Annotated in this window: 18 protein-coding genes and 1 tRNA gene; 5 read left to right on the top strand and 14 right to left on the bottom strand. The window is 70.0% G+C overall.

What is annotated here, in order from left to right:
- Positions 1-36: 36 nt before the first annotated feature.
- From AB9M23_RS19705 to AB9M23_RS19695, 3 genes are all read right to left on the bottom strand, one after another.
- On the bottom strand, positions 37-771 hold the full coding sequence (locus AB9M23_RS19705) for a GntR family transcriptional regulator (protein WP_372426288.1): 735 nt from the start codon (positions 769-771) through the stop codon (positions 37-39).
- A gap of 93 nt (positions 772-864) precedes the next feature.
- Positions 865-1,146, bottom strand: coding sequence for a DUF3253 domain-containing protein (locus AB9M23_RS19700; protein ID WP_372426287.1), 282 nt, complete (start codon positions 1,144-1,146; stop codon positions 865-867).
- A gap of 10 nt (positions 1,147-1,156) precedes the next feature.
- Positions 1,157-1,855 carry a DUF599 domain-containing protein gene (locus tag AB9M23_RS19695; protein WP_372426286.1) on the bottom strand — a complete coding sequence of 233 codons (699 nt, stop codon included), beginning with the start codon at positions 1,853-1,855 and terminating at the stop codon, positions 1,157-1,159.
- A gap of 104 nt (positions 1,856-1,959) precedes the next feature.
- Here AB9M23_RS19695 and AB9M23_RS19690 point away from each other — a divergent pair, with 104 nt between their 5' ends.
- The 4 genes from AB9M23_RS19690 (at position 1,960) to AB9M23_RS19675 (ending at position 6,115) form a co-directional block, all read left to right on the top strand.
- Positions 1,960-2,355 carry a rhodanese-like domain-containing protein gene (locus tag AB9M23_RS19690; RefSeq protein ID WP_372426285.1) on the top strand — a complete coding sequence of 132 codons (396 nt, stop codon included), beginning with the start codon at positions 1,960-1,962 and terminating at the stop codon, positions 2,353-2,355.
- A 108-nt stretch (positions 2,356-2,463) separates the two neighbouring features.
- Positions 2,464-3,681, top strand: coding sequence for a cell surface protein (locus AB9M23_RS19685; RefSeq protein WP_372426283.1), 1,218 nt, complete (start codon positions 2,464-2,466; stop codon positions 3,679-3,681).
- Between the two features lie 50 nt (positions 3,682-3,731).
- Positions 3,732-4,667 carry a DUF6384 family protein gene (locus AB9M23_RS19680; RefSeq protein WP_372426281.1) on the top strand — a complete coding sequence of 312 codons (936 nt, stop codon included), beginning with the start codon at positions 3,732-3,734 and terminating at the stop codon, positions 4,665-4,667.
- A 5-nt stretch (positions 4,668-4,672) separates the two neighbouring features.
- Positions 4,673-6,115 carry a coiled-coil domain-containing protein gene (locus AB9M23_RS19675; protein WP_372426280.1) on the top strand — a complete coding sequence of 481 codons (1,443 nt, stop codon included), beginning with the start codon at positions 4,673-4,675 and terminating at the stop codon, positions 6,113-6,115.
- A 52-nt stretch (positions 6,116-6,167) separates the two neighbouring features.
- Here the strand turns inward: AB9M23_RS19675 and AB9M23_RS19670 are convergent, their stop codons facing one another.
- From AB9M23_RS19670 to AB9M23_RS19625, 10 genes are all read right to left on the bottom strand, one after another.
- Positions 6,168-6,575, bottom strand: coding sequence for a DUF4332 domain-containing protein (locus tag AB9M23_RS19670; RefSeq protein WP_372426279.1), 408 nt, complete (start codon positions 6,573-6,575; stop codon positions 6,168-6,170).
- Positions 6,576-6,730: 155 nt separating this feature from the next.
- Positions 6,731-10,912 carry a DNA-directed RNA polymerase subunit beta' gene (gene rpoC, locus AB9M23_RS19665; RefSeq protein ID WP_372426278.1) on the bottom strand — a complete coding sequence of 1,394 codons (4,182 nt, stop codon included), beginning with the start codon at positions 10,910-10,912 and terminating at the stop codon, positions 6,731-6,733.
- A 111-nt stretch (positions 10,913-11,023) separates the two neighbouring features.
- A complete protein-coding gene (gene rpoB, locus AB9M23_RS19660; RefSeq protein ID WP_372426277.1) occupies positions 11,024-15,145 on the bottom strand; it encodes a DNA-directed RNA polymerase subunit beta in 4,122 nt (1,373 codons plus the stop codon).
- Between the two features lie 336 nt (positions 15,146-15,481).
- On the bottom strand, positions 15,482-15,859 hold the full coding sequence (gene rplL, locus AB9M23_RS19655) for a 50S ribosomal protein L7/L12 (RefSeq protein ID WP_372426276.1): 378 nt from the start codon (positions 15,857-15,859) through the stop codon (positions 15,482-15,484).
- 56 nt (positions 15,860-15,915) lie between these two features.
- Entirely contained in the window at positions 15,916-16,434 is a 519-nt protein-coding gene (rplJ, locus tag AB9M23_RS19650) for a 50S ribosomal protein L10 (protein ID WP_372426275.1), read from the bottom strand.
- A gap of 608 nt (positions 16,435-17,042) precedes the next feature.
- Positions 17,043-17,738, bottom strand: coding sequence for a 50S ribosomal protein L1 (rplA, locus tag AB9M23_RS19645; protein WP_372426274.1), 696 nt, complete (start codon positions 17,736-17,738; stop codon positions 17,043-17,045).
- Between the two features lie 10 nt (positions 17,739-17,748).
- Positions 17,749-18,180, bottom strand: coding sequence for a 50S ribosomal protein L11 (gene rplK, locus AB9M23_RS19640; RefSeq protein ID WP_372426273.1), 432 nt, complete (start codon positions 18,178-18,180; stop codon positions 17,749-17,751).
- Between the two features lie 177 nt (positions 18,181-18,357).
- Positions 18,358-18,891: a transcription termination/antitermination protein NusG gene (gene nusG / locus AB9M23_RS19635; protein ID WP_372426272.1), complete on the bottom strand. Its 534-nt coding sequence runs from the start codon at positions 18,889-18,891 to the stop codon at positions 18,358-18,360.
- Between the two features lie 14 nt (positions 18,892-18,905).
- Entirely contained in the window at positions 18,906-19,109 is a 204-nt protein-coding gene (secE, locus tag AB9M23_RS19630) for a preprotein translocase subunit SecE (protein ID WP_043539795.1), read from the bottom strand.
- A gap of 187 nt (positions 19,110-19,296) precedes the next feature.
- Positions 19,297-20,544 carry an APC family permease gene (locus AB9M23_RS19625; protein ID WP_372426271.1) on the bottom strand — a complete coding sequence of 416 codons (1,248 nt, stop codon included), beginning with the start codon at positions 20,542-20,544 and terminating at the stop codon, positions 19,297-19,299.
- A gap of 157 nt (positions 20,545-20,701) precedes the next feature.
- On the opposite strand from AB9M23_RS19625, the gene AB9M23_RS19620 reads away from it, so the two are divergent.
- Positions 20,702-21,163 carry an Lrp/AsnC family transcriptional regulator gene (locus AB9M23_RS19620; protein ID WP_372426270.1) on the top strand — a complete coding sequence of 154 codons (462 nt, stop codon included), beginning with the start codon at positions 20,702-20,704 and terminating at the stop codon, positions 21,161-21,163.
- A 59-nt stretch (positions 21,164-21,222) separates the two neighbouring features.
- Here AB9M23_RS19620 and AB9M23_RS19615 read toward each other — a convergent pair.
- Positions 21,223-21,299: transfer RNA gene (locus AB9M23_RS19615), tRNA-Trp, on the bottom strand.
- Positions 21,300-21,421 lie beyond the last annotated feature (122 nt).

The raw sequence follows: 21,421 nt of genomic DNA, 5'->3' as shown, positions 1-21,421 counted from the left end.
CTGCAACATGAGCGCGTTTCGCCTCCGACCGGCGTCTCAGCGCAGATCCGAGGCGTAGTGCACCCGTTCCGTCCGGCACAGGGAGAGCCGCCATTCCACCGGCGCGCCGTCGATCGCGGTGGCGACGCGGTCGACCTGGAGGAGCGGCGCGCCGGGCGCTACGCCGAGCGCCTCGGCTATGCCGGCAGGCGCGCCGATCGCCTTGAGGCGTTCCACCGCACGGGCGACGGAGACGCCGTAGAGGTTGGCGTACATCTCGTAGAGATTGTTGGGCAGGTCGCGCTTGTCGAGGTCCGGGAAGCGCGCCTTCTCCACCACGATGCGCTCGTGCACGCATTCCCGGCCGTCGAGCGCACGCACCCGCTCGAGCCGCACGACCCGCGTCCCGCGCGCGATCGCGAGCCGCGAGGCCTCGGCCGCGTCGGCGCGGCCGGAGCCGACCGAGAGGAAGCGGCTCGTGGGGAAGCGGGCCGGCCCATCGTCCGGCACGAGCTTGAAGAACTGGAACAGGATCCGCGCGTCGTCGTGGCGCGCGACGTAGGTCCCCCGGCCCTGCCGGCGCACCACGAGCCGCTCCGCGGCCATGGCGTCGAGCGCCTTGCGCACGGTGCCCTGGGAGACGCCGAGATCGGCGGCGAGCTCGGGCTCGCTCGGGATCGCGGCGCCCGCCTGCCAGACGCCGTCCCCGATGCGCTTGACGAGAACGTCGCGAACCCGGCGGTAGAGCGGGCGATAGCCCAGCGCGTCCTGCGCCGCCTCGCGCTCGATCATCGCTCGCGCATCCTTCCGTCGGTTGGTCCTTGGTCGTCTATCTTATAGAGGATCCAGACCATGACAAGCGATTGCGCGAGCGCGCGCGTCGCCTCAGCCCGATCGATCGCTCCCGGTGGTCGGCCCGATGCGGTAGACGCCCTTGAAATCGTCCGGATCGACCGGGCGGCCCTTGCGCAGGATGGCGACGCGCCCTTCCTTGGCGAGGGCGACGGCGGCGCGGCGCACCGGCTGCATCAGCGGCCCCCACCCGTCGGGATGCGGGCCGCCGAGCGCGCGCGCGACCTCCGAGGGGCAGATCGTCTTGCCCGGCCCACGCCGCGCGACGAGGTCGAGGAGCGTGCGGGAGACGTCGTCGGGAGCGGGGTCGGTCATGCGCTCTCCCTTAGCCGCGATCGGCCGGTACATCCAGCGCGGCGAGCGCGTCCGATCCGAACTGCCGATGCGCCATCACGACCAGGACCGCGGTCGTGGCGGCGATCAGCACCCACGGCCCGACGAACCAGCCGAGATAGCCGAGCGCGAAGAAGAAGGCGCGCTGCCCGCGGTTGAAGTGGCCGCCGGCGACGATCGTCATCCGCGCCGCCCGCTCCGCCGCCGCCTCCGCCTCCGGCGCGTGCGGGTCCTGCGGGATCGCGCCGACCAGGATCGCGGCGTAGTTGAACAGCCGGTAGGACCAGGCGAACTTGAAGAAGGCGTAGACGAAGATCACGCCGAGCCCGAACACCTTCGCCTCGAAGGCGAGCCGCGTCGCCGCGATGCCGAAGGGCAGTTCCGCGAACAGCGCGAGCGCCGTGTCGGTCGCCTGGATCAGCGCCAGCACGGCGCCCACCGCGAGGAGCGCCGTGGAGGCGAAGAAGGCCGCGCCCGATTGCAGCGAGGCCATGATGGTCGAATCGACGATGCGGTTCTCGCGCCCGAGGAGCTCCCGCATCCAGGCTCGGCGCTGCGCGGCCATGCGCGTGTTGAGCGAGAGCCGCGCCGGGCCGAGCCGCTCGACCGCGAGGTGATAGCCGCCCCACGCCGCCGCGAAGAAGGCGAGCGCCGTGAGATCGAGAGTGGAGAAGCCGAGCGAGGCGGTCATGGTCCCCCGTTTGTGCCGGACGGCATCCGAGGGCTCGCGCTTGCGTGCGCGGGCCCGGTTTGCGACCCTCGCACGAAAGCACGGACGAGGAGCGAAGCGCGACCATGCCCCAGACGATCGTGAAGGGCTACGAGGCCCTGATGGCGGAGGCGTGCGCCCGCATCGAGACGCTGCCCGTGGCGGACGCGATGGCGCTCGCCGGTCGCGAGGACGTCGTCTTCGTCGACCTGCGCGATCCGCGCGAGCTCGAGCGCGAGGGCCGCATGCCCGGCGCGGTGCACTGCCCGCGCGGCATGCTGGAGTTCTGGATCGACCCTCGGAGCCCCTACCACAAGCCGGTGTTCGCGCAGGACAAGCGCTTCGTCTTCTTCTGCGCCGGCGGCTGGCGCTCCGCGCTCGCGGCGGCGACCGCCGACGAGATGGGGCTCACGCCCGTCGCCCACGTGGAGGGCGGCTTCAAGGCGTGGAAGGAGGCCGGCGGGCCGGTGGAGGCGGGCTGAGGGCGCGTGCGCCGCCGTGCCCGGGACGCCATACGCAACAGGACGACTTTCCGTTTGCGCGAAAGTGTGGTCTCTCCGGCGGGCACAGCTCCGCCGCGAGGGCCCGCCATGACCGAGACGACCGAGACCGCCGCCGCAGCCGCCACCGGCTCCGCGCCCCTGCCCAGCCCGCTGCAATATCTCGACCGCGCCATCGGCCGCCTGCGCGAACTCGGGCTCGTGCCGGAGATGCGCAGCGAGGAGGCGCCCGTCGTCGCGCTCCTCGATCGCATCCAGCTCCTCGCCCCCGAGCAGGTCGCGGTGATCGCCCGCACGCTCTCGCAGCAGTCGCTGTTCAACGAGGTCGTGCGCGAGCAGGTCCGGCAGATGGAGGTGGCCCAGCGCTACGAGACCATCACCAACGCCTTCAACTCGATCCGCGACGATTCGAAGATGCTCGTCGACCAGATGGAGGACGGGCGCATCTCGATCGGCGAGCGCTTCGCCAACATGATGATGAAGATGACCCGCGGGGACATCGCCCAGCGCTTCGGCGAGATCCGCGAGACCTATCTCGACGTCGCCCGCGACACCAAGGCGAACATCGACCGCGAGCACGTCATCCTGGAGGCCTACCAGGACTTCCGTGGCGCGCTCAAGCAGGCCGAGATCGCCGCGCTCGAGGTCCTGCGCGTCGCCGACGGCAAGCTCGAGGTCGCCAAGGGTGCGCTCAAGCAGGCGTCCGACGCCGTCGCCGCCTTCGCCGGGTCGGACCCGGCCGAGCGCGCCCGGCTCGAGCTCGCCCGCGACGAGAAGATGCGCGCGCTGCGCGCCGAGGAGGGCCGCTTCCAGATCGCCAAGGACCTCTCCGACAACCTCACCATCGGCTACAACACGTCCGAGGTGGTGATGGCCCGGCTGATGCAGACGACCTCGGCCAAGGAGCGCGTCTACCAGCAGGCGATCTCGTTCTTCTCCACGAACGAGTCGGTGTTCACCGCGCTCTCGGCCTCGCTCACCGGCATCTTCGGCCTGCACGAATCGACGAAGACGCTCGACGCGATGAAGGAGGGCGCCGCGCAGTCGCTCGAGGTGCTCGCCGAGATCGGCGGGAAGGTGCAGGAGGAGGCGCTCAAGGCCGGCTACGGCCCGACCATCCGCGCCGACGCAGTCAAGGCGCTCGTCGATTCGGTGATCAACTTCCAGACGCGTTCCTTCGAGATCATCGAGGAGATGCGCGTCTCCGCCACGAAGAACTCCGAGGAGATCCGCGAGGCGGTCGAGGACGGCAAGCGGCGCATGGCGCGGCTCGCCGAGGAGGGCAAGGGGCTCGACCTGCCGGCCTGACGGAACGGGGCGAGGACGGACCGACGGACGATCGCGCGGGAGGAGCGCCGATGGCGGGCGGGGTCGACGCCGAGCGGGGCGGGCTCGACGAGCTGATGCTGGCGATGGACGTGGTGGACACGCTCCGCCACGAGGAGGCCGCGCTCACCCGCGAGATCTCCCGAGACGAGCGCGAGGACGTGCTGATGGAGCGTCTGCGCGGCCTCTACGCGGCGCAGGGCATCGCCGTCACGGACGACGCGCTGCGCGCCGGGATCGCCGCCCTGCGCGAGAAGCGCTTCGCCTACGTGCGCCGCGGATCCGCCCTCGGCCGCCGGCTCGCGGGACTGTGGATCGCCCGCGGCAGGGTCGCCGCGATGGCGGGCCTGGTGCTCCTCCTCGCCGCGGGCGGTCTCGGCTGGTCCGCCTGGCGGGCGGGCGAGGCCGAGCGCGCGCGGATCGCGCAGGCGGAGCTCATCGGCACCGTCCTGCCCCAGCGCATCGCCGCCGCCCACGCCGCCGCCCTCGCCGAGGCGCGGGTGCCGGACGCGCGGGACGAGGCGGACGCCCTGCGCGCCCGCGCCGAGGGCCATCTCGCCGCCGGCGACGCCGAGCGGGTGTCGGCCACCGTGGCGGAGCTGGAGGCGCTGCGCGACGCGCTCGCCGTCTCCTACGTGCTGCGCATCGTCGTAGACGCGGAGATCCCCACCGGCGTCTTCCGCATCCCCGACGCCAACACACGCGCGCGCAACCACTACCTGATCGTCCAGCCGATAGGCCCCGACGGCGCCGTGCTCGAGCTGCCCGTCGAGAGCGAGGAGACGAACCGCACGACACGCGTCTCCGTCTTCGGCGTGCGCGTGCCCGAGCGCACCTTCGAGGCGGTGCGGCGCGACAAGGAGGACGACGGGATCATCCAGGAGGACGTCCTCGGCGAGAAGCCGCGCGGCTTCCTCGACGTCTTCTGGGCCATGCCCGTCGAGGGCGGCCGGATCACGGACTGGTGAGCCCCATGAGCTTCGACACCACCCGCGGCGTGCGCGCCCGTATCGACGAGACGCAGCGCGCCGCCCGTGCGGACGAGGCGCGTCTGGCCACCGCCGCCGCATCCGCCGAGGCGGACCTGACGCAGGCCCGCGCCCGGGAGGCACGGGCGCACGCCGCCCTCGCCGGCCACCGTCTCCAGGCGCTCGCCGAGGACGGCGCCGCCGCGGCCCTCGACAGGGCCGAGCGGGAGGCGCTCTCGATCCTGGAGGAGCGGCGCGGCGCGCTCGATGCGCTGCGCGCGCGGGTCGCCGCGCTCGAGGCGCAGGAGCAGGAGGCGGCCCGCGAACGGGACGCCCGCGTCGACGCTCTCGACGCCGCGGAGGCCGCGGGCGATGCACTCGAGGCGCGCATCGAGGACGAGATCGCGAGCGATGCCGCCTGGGTCGAGGCGAACGCCACCCTCGCCGCGCTCGCCGAGCAGGCCGATGCCGCCCGCACCAAGGCGGAGCGCGCGGAGAGCGAGCGCGCCGACAAGCGCGCTCCCTACGACGCCGACCCGCTCTTCGCCTACCTGCTGGCGCGCGGATGGGGCACGAGCGCCTATCGCGGCGGCGCCTTCGCCCGCTGGGGCGACGGCAAGGTGGCCGACCTGATCGGCTTCGAGGAGCTGCGCCGGGACTACCGCATGCTCGTCGAGATCCCCGACCGACTGCGTGGGCACGCAGAGCGCCTCGACGCCGCGGCGGCCGACGCCGAGGCGCGGCGCGAGGCGATCGAGCGCGCGGCGCTCGTCGCGGCCGGCATCGCGCCGCTCGAAGCGGCGGAGGACGCGGCGCGCGCGGCGCTGGAGGCGGCCGAGCAGTCCCTCGCGGAGATCGGCGCGCGCCTCGCCGAAGCCCGATCCGAGGCCTCCGGCGAGAACGACCCGGCGCTCGCGCGCGCGCTCGCGATCCTGTCCGAGGCGATCGCCCGCGACGACGTGCGCCGGCTCGAGGCGGAGGCGGCGCGCACCCCCTCCCCCGTCGACGACCGGCTCGTCGCCGACATCGCCCACGCCCGCCGCGCGGTGGTCGAAGCCGAGGCGCGGGTGCGGGACGCGCGGGAGGCGCACGCCGGCGCGCGCTCCCTCGCGGCCGAAGCGCAGCGCGCGCTGCAGACCTGGGAAAAGGCGGGCTACGACGAGCGCGCCGGGCGCTTCGACAACGGCGCGATGATCGGCGCCGCTCTGGAGGGCCTGCTGCGCGGCGGCGGCGCGCGGCTGCTGGAGGAGGCGCTGCGCTCCGGCTACCGCGCGCCGCCGCGCCGGCGGACCGTCGAGACGACCCGGGGCACGAGCGGCCCGAGCCGCTCGTCCGGCGGATCGTTCGGCGGATCGTCCGGGGGACGCCGCTCGGGCGGGTTCCGTACCGGCGGGTCCTTCGGTGGCGGCCGGCGTTCCGGCGGCTTCCGGACGGGCGGAAAGTTCTGATCTCGCCCGCCCGCCAGCGCCCACGGAGGGACGCGCGCTGCCCCGCCGCGGCTCAGTAGGTCATCGTCGGCGGCAGATCCTTCGCCTGCGCGATCCACCCGGCGACTTCCTTGGCGCTCGGGACCGAGCGTACGAGCTTCTTCTCCTCGTTCGTCGCGGCCATGGCCGCGGCGAGGTTCTCCGCGTTGCGCCGCGCGAGCTCCTTGACGGTGTCGACGCCGGCCGCCTCGAGCAGCTCCGACATCTGCCCGGCGACGCCCTTGATGCGGAAGAGATCGCAGTGGTTGGCCCACTTGAGGATCAGCGCATCGCTGATCCCGGTCTCCTCGGCGAGCGCCACGCGGCCCTTGCGGTCCTTCGCGCGCTCCAGGTACGCCGCCGTCGTCCTGATGCCGACGGCGCGCAGCTTCTCCGCGTAGGCCGGCCCGATGCCCTCGACCTCCTCGATCCCGTCCGCCATGTCGTCCTCCCCCATCCTCACATAGGACAGGATTCAGGAGACCACAGGCCGCGCCGTCCGTCGAGAGGGTCGTGTGACCGCCGAACGAAGAAGCCGCCCCGAGGGGCGGCTTCCGATGGTCTTGCAGCGTGTGGTGCGGCGATGCGCGGGAGCGATCACTCGCCCGCGGGCAGCTCGCTCATGGAGCCGCTCATGGCCCCCGTCGCCTCCGCCTTCTGCTGGAGGATGAGGTCGTCGCGGTGGGTCGCGATGGCGCGGATCTGCGCCGCCAGCGCGCCCGTGCCGGCCGGGATGAGCGAGCCGACGATGACGTTCTCCTTGAGGCCCTCGAGTTCGTCCGTCTTGCCGTTGACCGCCGCCTCGGTGAGGACGCGGGTGGTCTCCTGGAAGGACGCCGCCGAGATGAAGGAGCGCGTCTGCAGGCTCGCCTTGGTGATGCCGAGGAGGACGGGCATGCCCACCGCCGGCTTGCGCCGCTCGGCGACGAGCTTCTCGTTGATCTCCGCGAACTCCATCCGATCGACCTGCTCGCCGGCGATCAGCTCCGAGTCGCCCGCATCCGTGATCTCGATCTTCTGCAGCATCTGGCGAACGATCACCTCGATGTGCTTGTCGTTGATCGAGACGCCCTGCAGGCGGTAGACCTCCTGGATCTCGTTGACGAGATAGGCGGCGAGTTCCTCGACGCCCTTGATCGCCAGGATGTCGTGCGGGGCCGGGTTGCCGTCGACGATGAAGTCGCCGACCTCCACGACGTCGCCGTCCTGCAGGTGGATGTGCTTGCCCTTCGGGATCAGGTACTCGACCGCGTCCGAGCCGTCGTGCGGGGTGAGCGTCAGGCGGCGCTTGTTCTTGTAGTCGCGCCCGAACTGGATCGTGCCCGACTTCTCCGCGATGATCGCCGCGTCCTTGGGACGGCGCGCCTCGAACAGCTCCGCCACGCGCGGCAGGCCGCCCGTGATGTCGCGCGTCTTGGCGCTCTCGGTGGAGACGCGCGCGAGCACGTCGCCGGCCTTGATCCTCGAGCCCGGATCGGCGGCGATGATCGCCTCCACCGGGAGCAGCGAGCGCGCCTCGCCGCCGCGCGGCAGCTTGAGCACCTTGCCGTCGTCGCCGACGATGGTGATCGCCGGCTTGAGGTCGGCCGTACGGGCCGCCCCGCGCCAGTCGATGACCACGCGCTTGGCGATGCCCGTGGCCTCGTCCATCGTCTCGACGATCGAGCCGCCGTCGACCAGGTCCTCGTAGGCGACCACGCCGTCGACCTCGGCCAGGATCGGGCGGGAATAGGGGTCCCACTCCGCGATGCGCTGGCCGCGCTTGATGCCGTCGCCCTCGTCGACGCGCAGGCGCGCGCCGTACTGGATGCGGTGCACCGAGCGCTCGGTCCCGTCCGGCCCGACGATCACCACGGCGACGTTGCGGCCCATCGTGACGAGATCCCCGTCCGAATTGCGCGCCACGTAGCGGTTGCGCATCGTCACCTTGCCCTCGAAGGCGCTCTCCACGAAGGACGTGTCGGCGATCTGCGCCGCGCCGCCGATGTGGAAGGTGCGCATCGTGAGCTGCGTGCCCGGCTCGCCGATCGACTGCGCCGCGATGACGCCGACCGCCTCGCCCTGGTTGACGGGCGTGCCGCGGGCGAGATCGCGCCCGTAGCAGGTGGCGCAGACGCCGTTGCGGGTCTCGCAGACCAGCACCGAGCGGATCTTCACCTCCTGGACGCCGGCGTCGTTGATGGCCGCGATGTGCCATTCCTCGATCATGGTGCCGGCGGGCACGATCACCTTCCCCTCGACGTCGGTCACGTCCTCCGCCGCGGTGCGGCCGAGGATCCGCGAGCCGAGCGTGGCCACGACCTGGCCCGCGTCGACGATGGCGCGCATGCCGATGCCCTTCGAGGTGCCGCAATCGACCTCGCGGATGACCGCGTCCTGCGCCACGTCGACGAGACGGCGGGTGAGGTAGCCCGAGTTCGCCGTCTTGAGCGCCGTGTCCGCGAGACCCTTGCGTGCGCCGTGGGTCGAGTTGAAGTACTCGAGGACGTCGAGCCCCTCCTTGAAGTTGGAGATGATCGGCGTCTCGATGATCTCGCCCGAGGGCTTGGCCATCAGGCCGCGCATGGCGGCGAGCTGCTTCATCTGCGCGGGCGAGCCGCGGGCGCCCGAGTGCGACATCATGTAGATCGAGTTGACCTGCAGGTCGCGCCCGTCCTGGTCCTTCCGGACCGCGGAGATGCGCTGCATCATCTCGCCCGCCAGGCGATCCGAGCACTTGGCCCAGGCGTCGACGACCTTGTTGTACTTCTCGCCCTGGGTGATCAGGCCGTCCTGGTACTGCTGCTCGTAGTCCTTCACGAGCGTGCGCGTCTCCTCGACGATATCCCACTTGTTCTCGGGGATGACCATGTCGTCCTTGCCGAACGAGATGCCCGCCCGGAACGCGTGGTAGAAGCCCATCGCCATGATCCGGTCGCAGAAGATCACCGTCTCCTTCTGCCCGCAATTGCGGTAGACCGTGTCGATCATGTTGGAGATTTCCTTCTTCGTCATGAGCTTGTTCACGACGTCGAAGGTGACGCGCGGGGACTTGGGCAGCAGCGTGCCCAGGATCGCCCGACCCGCAGTCGTATCATAGATCTGCGTGTAGGGCTGGCCCTGCTCGTCGTAGTTCGTGGCGCGGTACTTCACCTTTGTGTGGAGGTTGATCGTCTTCTGGAAGAGCGCGTGGTCGATCTCACCCAGGTCCGCGAACAGCGCCCCCTCGCCCGGCTGCTTGTCGGCCATGATGGAGAGGTAGTAGAGGCCGAGCACGATGTCCTGCGAGGGCACGATGATCGGCGCGCCCGAGGCGGGGTGCAGGATGTTGTTCGTCGACATCATCAGCACACGCGCCTCGAGCTGGGCCTCCAGCGAGAGGGGCACGTGCACGGCCATCTGGTCGCCGTCGAAGTCGGCGTTGAACGCCGCGCAGACGAGCGGGTGCAGCTGGATCGCCTTGCCCTCGATCAGCACGGGCTCGAAGGCCTGGATGCCCAGCCGGTGCAGCGTCGGGGCGCGGTTCAAGAGCACCGGATGCTCGCGGATCACCTCGTCGAGGATGTCCCACACCTCGGGACGCTCCTTCTCGACGAGCTTCTTGGCCTGCTTCACGGTGGCCGAGTAGCCCTTCGCGTCGAGGCGCGAGTAGATGAACGGCTTGAACAGCTCGAGCGCCATCTTCTTGGGCAGGCCGCACTGGTGCAGCTTGAGCTCGGGACCCACCACGATCACCGAGCGGCCCGAGTAGTCGACGCGCTTGCCGAGCAGGTTCTGGCGGAAGCGCCCCTGCTTGCCCTTGAGCATGTCGGCGAGCGACTTCAGCGGGCGCTTGTTGGCGCCCGTGATGACGCGTCCGCGCCGGCCGTTGTCGAACAGCGCGTCCACCGCCTCCTGCAGCATCCGCTTCTCGTTGCGGATGATGATGTCGGGCGCGCGCAGCTCGATCAGCCGCTTGAGGCGGTTGTTGCGGTTGATGACGCGGCGGTAGAGGTCGTTGAGGTCCGACGTGGCGAAGCGGCCGCCGTCGAGCGGGACGAGCGGGCGCAGGTCCGGCGGGATCACCGGCACGACCGTCATGATCATCCATTCCGGCCGGTTGCCCGACATCAGGAACGCCTCGATGATCTTCAGGCGCTTGAGCAGCTTCTTGGGCTTGAGCTCGGAGGTCGTGGTGGCGATCTCGTGGCGCAGGTCGACCGCGATCTTCTCGAGGTCGAGCTCCATCAGGATCTTGCGGATCGCCTCGGCGCCGATCAGGGCCGTGAACGAATCCTGGCCGTACTCGTCCTGCGCGCGAACGTACTCCTCCTCCGACAGGAGCTGGCGCTCCTTCAGGGGGGTGAGGCCCGGCTCGATGACGACGTAGGACTCGAAGTAGAGGATCCGCTCGAGATCCTTGAGCGTCATGTCGAGCAGGAGGCCGATGCGCGAGGGCAGCGACTTCAGGAACCAGATGTGGGCGACCGGAGCGGCGAGCTCGATGTGGCCCATGCGGTCGCGCCGCACGCGCGCGAGGGTGACCTCGACGCCGCACTTCTCGCAGATGACGCCCTTGTACTTCATGCGCTTGTACTTGCCGCACAAGCACTCATAGTCCTTGATCGGGCCGAAGATGCGCGCGCAGAACAGGCCGTCACGCTCGGGCTTGAACGTGCGGTAGTTGATGGTCTCGGGCTTCTTGATCTCGCCGTAGGACCAAGAGAGGATCTTTTCCGGACTCGCGATCGAAATCTTGATCTGGTCGAACGACTGCGGCTGGGCCGCAGTGTTGAAAAGGTTCATGACCTCTTGATTCATCGCCGTCTCCTGGCAGGGCGAGGTGCGCCGTCACGCTCGCCGCGAAAATCGCAGGCGCCGCGGGGTCGGGTCCCCGCGGCTGGTCTCCATCGACCGATCTCGATCACCGGGTCATTCCGCCGCCTCCGAGGGCGGCAGCTCGTTCGCGTTGGCCTTCGACGAGGTGAGCTCCACGTTCAGGCCGAGCGAGCGCATCTCCTTGACGAGCACGTTGAAGCTCTCCGGGATGCCGGACTCGAACGTGTCGTCGCCGCGCACGATGGCCTCGTAGACCTTGGTGCGGCCGGCCACGTCGTCCGACTTGACCGTGAGCATTTCCTGGAGCGTGTACGCCGCGCCGTAGGCCTCGAGCGCCCACACCTCCATCTCGCCGAAGCGCTGGCCGCCGAACTGCGCCTTGCCGCCCAGCGGCTGCTGGGTGACGAGCGAGTACGGCCCGATCGAGCGCGCGTGGATCTTGTCGTCCACGAGGTGGTGGAGCTTGAGCATGTAGATGTAGCCCACCGTCACCGGGCGATCGAACGACTCGCCCGTGCGCCCGTCGTAGAGCGTCACCTGGCCCGAGCGGTCGAGCCCGGCCATCTCGAGCATCTCCTCGATGTCGCGCTCCTTCGCCCCGTCGAAGACGGGGGTGGCCATCGGCACGCCGCGACGCAGCGTCTCGCCCATCTCGGCGAGCGTGTCGTCGTCGTAGGCGTCGAGCGGATGGTTCGACCCGTAGATGCGCTCCATGGTCTGGCGCAGCTGCGCCCCGTCGTGCGCCTTGCGATAGGCGTCGACCGCCGCCGCGACCTGCTTGCCGAGGCCCGCCGCCGCCCAGCCCAGATGCGTCTCCAGGATCTGGCCGACGTTCATGCGCGAGGGCACGCCGAGCGGGTTCAAGACGATGTCGACCGAGGTCCCGTCCTCCAGGAACGGCATGTCCTCGACCGGCACGATCTTCGACACGACGCCCTTGTTGCCGTGGCGGCCGGCCATCTTGTCGCCGGGCTGGATCTTGCGCTTCACCGCCACGAAGACCTTGACCATCTTCATGACGCCCGGAGGCAGCTCGTCGCCGCGCTGCAGCTTCTCGACCTTGTCGAGGAAGCGCTGCTCGAGGCGCTTCTTCGACTCGTCGTACTGCTTCTGGATCGCCTCGAGCTCGGCCATGCGGGCGTCGTCGGCGACGGCGAAGGCCCACCACTGCGAGCGCGGATACTCGTCGAGCATCGCGCGGGTCAGCGTCGTGTCCTTGCGGAAGCCCTTCGGGCCGGCGATGGCCGTCTGGCCCGCGAGCAGCTCGCCCACGCGGGCGTAGGTGTTGCGATCGAGGATCGCCTGCTCGTCGTCGCGGTCCTTGGCGAGACGCTCGATCTCCTCGCGCTCGATCGCCTGGGCACGCTCGTCCTTGTCGACGCCGTGGCGGTTGAACACGCGCACCTCGACGATCGTGCCGGTGACGCCCGGCGGCACCCGCAAGCTGGTGTCGCGCACGTCCGAGGCCTTCTCGCCGAAGATCGCCCGGAGCAGCTTCTCCTCCGGCGTCATCGGGCTCTCGCCCTTGGGCGTGATCTTGCCGACCAGGATGTCGCCCGCGTTCACCTCGGCGCCGATGTAGACGATGCCCGCCTCGTCGAGGTTCTTGAGCGCCTCCTCCGACACGTTGGGGATGTCGCGGGTGATCTCCTCGGGCCCGAGCTTGGTGTCGCGGGCCATCACCTCGAACTCCTCGATGTGGATCGAGGTGAAGACGTCGTCCTTCACGATCCGCTCGGAGAGGAGGATCGAGTCCTCGAAGTTGTAGCCGTTCCACGGCATGAACGCGACGAGGACGTTGCGGCCGAGCGCCAGCTCGCCGAGCTCGGTGGAGGGGCCGTCGGCGATGATGTCGCCCTTGGCCACCACGTCGCCCACGCGCACCAGCGGCTTCTGCGTGATGCAGGTGTTCTGGTTCGAGCGCTGGAACTTCATCAGGCGGTAGATGTCGACGCCCGGCTTGCCGGGATCGGTCTCCTCGGTGGCGCGCACGACGATACGCGTCGCGTCGACCTGGTCCACCACGCCGGCGCGGCGCGCGCCGATGGCGGCGCCGGAATCGCGCGCGACCACCGCCTCCATGCCCGTGCCCACGAAGGGCGCGTCGGCACGAACCAGCGGCACCGCCTGGCGCTGCATGTTCGAGCCCATGAGGGCGCGGTTGGCGTCGTCGTTCTCGAGGAACGGGATCAGCGCGGCGGCCACCGACACCAGCTGGCGCGGGGAGACGTCCATCAGGTCGACGCGGTCCGGCGGCACCACGATCACCTCGCCCGCCTTGCGGCAGATCACGAGGTCCTCGGTGAGCTGGCCGACCTCGTCGAGCGCGGCGTTCGCCTGCGCGACGTGGTACTTCGCCTCCTCCATGGCCGAGAGATAGATCACCTCACCAGTGACCTTGCCCTCGTGCACGCGGCGGAACGGCGTCTCGATGAAGCCGTACTTGTTCACCCGCGCGAAGGTGGCGAGCGAGTTGATGAGGCCGATGTTGGGGCCTTCCGGCGTCTCGATCGGGCAGATGCGGCCGTAATGCGTCGGGTGCACGTCGCGCACCTCGAAGCCGGCGCGCTCGCGGGTCAGGCCGCCAGGGCCGAGCGCCGAGAGGCGGCGCTTGTGGGTGACCTCGGAGAGCGGGTTCGTCTGGTCCATGAACTGCGACAGCTGCGAGGACCCGAAGAACTCGCGCACCGCCGCTGCCGCCGGCTTGGCGTTGATCAGGTCCTGCGGCATCACGGTGTCGATGTCGACCGAGGACATGCGCTCCTTGATGGAGCGCTCCATGCGCAGGAGGCCCAGGCGGTACTGGTTCTCCATCAGCTCGCCCACGGACCGGACGCGGCGGTTGCCCAGGTGGTCGATGTCGTCGACCTCGCCCTTGCCGTCGCGCAGGTCGACGAGCGCCTTCACCACCGCCAGGATGTCCTCGCGGCGCAGCGTGCGCTGCGTGTCCGGCGCGTCGAGATCGAGGCGCATGTTCATCTTGACGCGGCCGACGGCCGAGAGGTCGTAGCGTTCGGCGTCGAAGAACAGCGAGTGGAACATCGCCTCCGCCGTGTCGAGCGTCGGCGGCTCGCCGGGGCGCATCACGCGGTAGATGTCGAACAACGCTTCCTCGCGGGCGGAGTTCTTGTCCACGGCGAGCGTGTTGCGGATGTAGGGGCCGACGTTGACGTGGTCGATGTCGAGCAGCGGGATCTCGGTGAAGCCCGCATCGACGAGGGACTTGAGCAGCTTCTCGCTGATCTCCTCGCCGGCCTCCGCGAAGATCGCGCCGTTCGTCGCGTCGACGAGGTCCTCGGCGACGTACTGGCCGACGAGGTCCTCGTCGGTGGCGCGCAGCGCCGTGACGTTCCTGTCCGCGAGCTGGCGGGCGACGCGCGCGGTCAGGCGCTTGCCGGCCTCGAGCACGACCTCGCCGGTGTCGGCGTCGATCAGGTCGACCGTGCCCTTGAAGCCCTTCATCCGGTCGGGGTCGAACGGCGCGCGCCAGCCCTCCGCGTCGCGGCTGTAGGCCACGCGGTTGTAGAACGTGTCGAGGATCTCCTCGCTGTCGAGGCCCAGCGCGAACAGCAGCGACGAGACCGGAATCTTGCGCTTGCGGTCGATGCGCGCGTGGACGATGTCCTTGGCGTCGAACTCGATGTCGAGCCACGAGCCGCGGTAGGGGATGATGCGCGCGGCGAAGAGGAGCTTTCCGCTCGCGTGCGTCTTGCCCTTGTCGTGGTCGAAGAACACGCCCGGCGAGCGGTGCATCTGGGAGACGATGACGCGCTCGGTGCCGTTGACGATGAAGGTGCCGTTGTCCGTCATGAGCGGCATGTCGCCCATGTAGACGTCCTGCTCCTTGATGTCCTTGACGGACTTCGCCTGCGTGTCCGGATCGACGTCGAACACGATCAGCCGCAGCGTCACCTTGAGCGGCGCCGCGAAGGTCATGCCGCGCTGGCGGCACTCGTCGACGTCGTACTTCGGGGGCTCGAACGTGTACTTGACGAACTCGAGCAGGGCCGTGCTCGAGAAATCGGAGATCGGGAACACGGACTTGAAGACCGCCTGCAGGCCCTCGTCCGCCCGGCCGCCCTGCGGCTCGTCGACGATCAGGAACTGGTCGTAGGACGCCTTCTGAACCTCGATGAGGTTCGGCATGTCCGAGACTTCCTGGATCCGCCCGAAGGACTTGCGAATGCGCTTGCGGCCTAGCAGCGTGTTGGCCATGTCGACCTTGCTCCTCATGCACGGCTGACCGGGAGCCCCGCCTCGCGCCGTCGGGGGCGCGCGTGAGACGCGAAGGCGCCGGGGTGGGGGGCGCCGGGTCAGCCGTCCGCTGGTCCCGAGGGACCGTGGACGAAAGAACGAATGTGGAAAGGAGCCCGTCCCTTCCGCAACTCCGAGAGGGAAACCCGCGACGATATGCGCCGCCACCCCCTCTCGTTCCATCCGCCGAGGCGGGCGCGAATCGCCTGCTCGCCGGACGGAAACGACGGCCCCGGGGACTCCCCGGGACCGTCGGGATCAATCAGAGGCCGATCGCCACGAGGCGACCGGGCCCGATCACTTGAGCTCGACCTTGGCGCCGGCCTTCTCGAGCTGCGCCTTGAGCTTCTCGGCCTCCTCCTTCGAGGCGGCCTCCTTCACGGTCTTGGGCGCGCCCTCGACCAGGTCCTTGGCCTCCTTCAGGCCGAGGCCGGTGATCGCGCGGACCTCCTTGATGACCTCGATCTTCTTGTCGCCGGCCGCGGCCAGGACGACGTCGAACTCGGTCTTCTCCTCCTCGACGGCGGCGGCGGCGCCACCACCGGCGGGGGCGGCCACCGCGACGGCGGCGGCGGCGGAGACGCCCCACTTCTCCTCGAGCATCTTCGCGAGCTCGGCGGCCTCGAGAACGGTGAGCGACGACAGGTCGTCCACGAGCTTGGCGAGATCAGCCATTGTCTACTTCCTCAGCGATAAGGTTCGAACGGATCGAATTGCGGTTTGCGACGGCGTCAAGCCGCTTCCTCGGACTTGGCATAGGCCCCGAAGACGCGCGCCAGCTTGGCGGCGGGCGCGGTCGTGAGCTGGGCGATCTTGGTCGCCGGGGCCTGGATCAGGCCGATCAGCGTACCGCGCAGCTCGTCGAGGGACGGCATCGTGGCGAGCGCCTTGACACCATCCGCGTTCAGGGCCGTGGCGCCCATCGCTCCGCCCAGGATGACCAGCTTGTCGTTGGTCTTGGCGAAGTCGACGGCCGCCTTCGGAGCCGCGACGGGATCGTCGGAGTACGCGAGCAGGGTCGGACCCTGCAGCAGCTCCGAGATCGACGCGACCTCCGTGCCTTCGAGAGCGATCTTGGCGATGCGGTTCTTCGTGACCTTGACGGTGGCGCCGGCCTGCTTCATCTGCGCGCGCAGCTTCTGCATGTCGGCGACCGAAAGGCCCGAATAGTGGGCCACGACGACGACGGACGTGCTCTTGAACACGTCGTTCAGCGTCCCGGCGAGCTCGCGCTTGGCTGCTCTGTCCACTGGGCTCTCTCCGGTTGACCGGAACCCTCGCGGGCCCGGCCGGTTGCGAATAGCCGCTCGTCGTATCCGGACCCGCCGGTGCCGACGAACGGCGCTCTGGCTAAGCCCTGCCCCCCGTCGGCGGGACGCCTCAGGGATCGATGGTTCGAACCTTCTCGCCGCGACGGCGGCCCTGCCGGGCCGGCGTCGCGGAAAATCCGGTCGTCCCCGTCTATGCCGGCGCTCGGGAACCCGAGCATCAAGCCCTCGCGGGCACCTGCAGTCTCGGACAGGACGGGCCGACGGGTCGCTGGGCTTCCCCGGAGGAACGCCTCGCGGCCGATCGGCCGTCTTCCCGCCCGGTCTCCCGGGCGGAAAACGCGCGACCCCGGCTCCGCACGATGCGGAACCGAAACGGTCTTCGGTGAACGCGGACCGCCTCCTTAACGCGTCGCGCCGCGGATGCCAAGGGGGTATCTCGACGAAAAGTCAAGCCGGTTTTTCGAGAACCGCCGCACCCACGGCGCGACGCCTCGGAAACGCTCCCCTCGCGACGGAAACGGCCGGGCGCGAGGCCCGGCCGCCGCGGTGCGCGCGCGACGCACGGCGACTCGATCGCCCCGCGGGGATCAGCTCGTGACGGTCGAGACGTCGACCTTGAGACCCGGTCCCATCGTCGAGGTGATCGCGACGCCCTGGACGTAGGTGCCCTTGGCGCCGGTCGGCTTGGCCTTGATCACCGCGTCGGCGAAGGCCTTCACGTTCTCGGCGAGCTTGCCCGCCTCGAACGAGAGCTTGCCGACGCCGCCGTGCACGATGCCGGCCTTCTCGACGCGGAACTCGACCGCACCGCCCTTGGCCGCCTCGACGGCGCCCTTCACGTCCATGGTGACGGTGCCGACCTTCGGGTTCGGCATCAGGCCGCGCGGGCCGAGCACCTTGCCCAGGCGCCCGACGAGCGGCATCATGTCGGGGGTCGCGATGCAGCGATCGAAGTCGATCGTGCCGCCCTGGATCTGCTCGACGAGATCCTCGGCGCCGACGATGTCGGCGCCCGCCGCCTTCGCCTCGTCCTGCTTGGCGCCGCGCGCGAACACCGCGACGCGAACCGTGCGGCCCGAGCCGTTGGGCAGGTTGCAGACGCCGCGGACCATCTGGTCCGCGTGGCGCGGGTCGACACCGAGATTCATGGCGATCTCGACGGTCTCGTCGAACTTCACCTTGGTGCGCTCCTTGAGGAGCGCGATCGCCTCGTCGAGCCCGTAGAGCTTCGTCGGGTCGATGCCCTCGCGGGCGGAGCGGATACGCTTTCCAGCCTTGGCCATGTCGTCCTCCTCAGCCCACGACCTCGAGGCCCATCGAGCGGGCCGAGCCTGCGATCATGGCGGAGGCCGCCTCGACCGTATCGCAATTGAGATCGACCATCTTCTTCTCGGCGATCTCGCGGATCTGCTCGGCGGTGATCTTGCCCACCGTGCCGCCCTTGCCGGGCGTGGTCGCGCCCTTCGGCACGCCCGACGCCTTCTTGAGGAAGTACGACACCGGCGGCTGCTTCATCTCGAAGGTGAAGGAGCGGTCCTGATACGCGGTGATGACCACCGGGATCGGGGTGCCCTTCTCCATCTGCCCGGTCTTCGCGTTGAAGGCCTTGCAGAATTCCATGATGTTGAGGCCGCGCTGGCCGAGCGCGGGACCGATCGGTGGGGAGGGGTTGGCCGCCCCCGCCGGTACCTGGAGCTTGATGTAGCCCGTGATCTTCTTCGCCATGAGACTGCGTCCGTAGCGTCCGCCGCCGGCTGCCGGCCGGGAGCGGAGGGTTGCAGGGCGCGGTGCGGCCGTTCACTCCCGGATGGCGTCCGGGCAGGCCTCCCGCGCGACTTGCGCGCCGGCACGCGATGCGCGCCGGCACGATGCGACCGGGTCTCGAAGGGTGCCCCGAGGGGGTCAGACCTTCTCGACCTGGGCGTATTCCAGCTCCACCGGGGTGGCGCGGCCGAAGATCGACACGGCGACCTTGACCCGCGAGCGGCCCTCGTCGACTTCCTCGACGGTGCCGTTGAAGGAGGCGAAGGGCCCGTCGGCGACGCGCACCGTCTCGCCGATCTCGAACGTCACGGTGGGCTTGGGGCGCTCGACGCCCTCGGCCACCTGGCCCTTGATCCGCTCGGCCTCGTGGTCGGGGATCGGCATGGGCTTGGCCTTGTCGGCGCCCAGGAAGCCCGTGACCTTCGGCGTGTTCTTGATGAGGTGGTAGACCTCGTCGGTCATCTCGCACTTCACCAGCACGTAGCCGGGGAAGAACTTGCGCTCCGCGTCGACCTTGCGGCCGCGGCGCACCTCGACGACCTTCTCGGTCGGCACCAGGACCTCGTCGAAGAGCTCCTGGAGCCCCCGCTGCTCGGCCTGGTCCTTGAGCGACTGCGCGACCTTGTTCTCGAAGTTCGAGTAGGCGTGCACGATGTACCAGCGCTTGGCCATGGTCTCCCCTCCCCTCAGCCGCCGAGACCGAGCACGGCGCCGACGCCGAACCGCAGGATCTGGTCGACGACGAGGAAGAAGAGCGCCGCGAGCAGGACCATGACGAAGACCATGCCGGTCGTCACCATCGTCTCCTTGCGCGTCGGCCAGGTCACCTTGGACCCTTCCTGACGCACCTGCTGGAGGAACTCGAACGGTGTGGTCTTGCCCTTGGCCATCTCGATCGCTTCACGCCAAATCGCCCTGCCGCCGGCCGTCCGTTCGTCACGGTCGTCGGCGAGAGGGCTGGAGAAACCTGTCGGCTACCCGCGGCCGGCACGCTGCCCGGATTCGGCAGCGGCCTGCGCCGGAAGCCGTGTAATAGAGATGTGGGGAGGGGAAATCAAGGACCGCTTGCGGCACCGCTCACGCGGGACCGGCCGCCTCGGCGGCCCGCCGCCTCAGCCGCGCCACGCCCGCGACGGCGACGAGCACGGCCAGCGGGACGAGGAGCATCGCGCCGAAGCCCGCGACGAACACCCCGCAGCTCGCGAGCGCCACCGCCGCGAGCGCCTTTCGCCAGGCGCCGCGCCCGAACATCAGCAGGCACAGCACGGCGCCCATGTAGACCACGACGAAGTTCTGGTTGGCGAGCATCAATCCCGCTTCCAGCGGCAGCAGCCCCGCGCCGACGATCGCGACGACGCCGACGTAGATCGCGGCCAGGACGACGAGGCTCGTCGCCGGCGCGCCCGCGCCGTTGAGCCGCGCGAGACCGCGCGGGAACACGCCGTCGCGCCCCATGCCGAACCACAGGCGGCTCGCGGCGAAGACCCAGGCGTTGACGTTGGCGACGACCACGACCGCGATCAGCGCGTCGACCGCGCGCCCGCCGCGCTCGGACGGCAGCAGCGCGAGGAGGCCGGCGACGCGATCGACCGGCAGGCCCGCCGCCGCCGCGCCGGAGGCGACCGCGGCGAGGAGGACGTAGAGACCCGTCACGATCACGAAGGCGACGACGAACACGGCGACGACGGAGCGCTGCGAGCCCTTCAGGTCCTCGCCGCTGAAGCTCAGGTTCTCCCAGCCCAGGAACGCCCAGAACAGGATGGCGGTCGCCGTCCAGAGCCCGGCCCAGGAAGAAGGCGAGAGGGAGCCCGATGCGAGGTCGGCGCCCATGGCGAGGCCCTCGCGCGCGTGCCCGGGGTTCAGCGCGACGACGAGCGCGACGAGCGCGACGAGCGCCGCCACGGACAGCGCGTTCACCGCCGAGGACGAGCGCACGCCGAGCACGTTGACGAAGGTCGCCACCGCGATCACCGCGGCGGCGATCGGGTACTTCGCACCCTCGCCGACGCCGAGCACGGCGGCGAGGTAGGCCGCGCCCATGATCGTGCCGAGGGGGATGCACAGCGCGAAGGTGAGCGCCAGCAGCACCGCCGTCGCGGTCCGGGCGTCGGGGCCGAGCGCCATGCCGACATAGGTCGCGAGACCGCCGGCCGAGCCGGTGGTCCGCGTCAGCTCCAGGAAGACGAGCATGAGCGGGACCGAGAGCGCGATCGCGACCGCCCAGCCCGCGAGGGCGTCGACGGGCGAGGTGGCGGAGATGGCGATGCCGGGCAGCCCGAGGAGGCCGGAGCCGATGATGGTGCTGACCGCGAGTGCGACCGCCATCGGGACGTTCAGCTCGCGACGGAGGGTGGATGGTGGCTCACGTTGCATCTGACGACCCTCCGATGATTGTGATAGGGATCATCAGGCTATGCGAAGAAGCGTCGGAATCACCTGGCATGGTGATGTCCGGCTAGGCGTTTCGCAGGTGGAGGCGCGGATGGACGAGATCGATCGGCGGCTGATCGGGGCGCTGCGGGTCGACCCGCGCCGGAAGGTCGTCGAGCTCGCGCGGGCGATCGGCCTGTCGCGGACGGCGACGCAGGCGCGGCTCGACCGGCTGCTGTCGGACGGCACGATCGTCGGCTTCGACGTCGTCCTGCGCGGCGCGGGGGCAGAAGCCGGGCTGCCGGTCTACGCGCTGGTCGAGTACGGGCGCGGGGCGACCTGCGAGACGATCGTCCCGCTCATCGCGGCCCTGCCGGAGGTCCGCTTCTGCTGCGCCCTGAGCGGCAAGCCCGATCTGCTCGTGGAGATGATCGCCGTGGACGCGGTGCGCGTCTCGGCTCTGGGCGAGGCCATCGAGGCGATACCGGGCATCGAGCGCGTGACGACTCACCTGCGCCTGAAGACGCATGTGGATCGCCGGCTCGAGCCGGCGGCGTCCTCCGAGGCGGCCTGAACCCGCCAACCAAAAACGCGGCGCTCCGGGGAGGCCGCGTCGGAAGAACTTCTGCGCCGTGGCAGGAGTGGAGGGACTCGAACCCCCAACCCCCGGTTTTGGAGACCGGTGCTCTGACCAGTTGAGCTACACTCCTACGGCGCTTCCGGGAGCCCTTTTCGGGGCGCCCAGCGTCGGGAGGCGATTGCTAGCGCATCGCCTCCCGGAAGACAATCGGCATCGAGGCCGGTCCCGCGCTTTTTCGCGCGGGAACGGAGA

This window comes from Salinarimonas chemoclinalis, assembly GCF_041514305.1.
Classification (GTDB): domain Bacteria; phylum Pseudomonadota; class Alphaproteobacteria; order Rhizobiales; family Beijerinckiaceae; genus Salinarimonas; species Salinarimonas chemoclinalis.
This window is presented reverse-complemented; position numbering and strand designations above follow the sequence as displayed.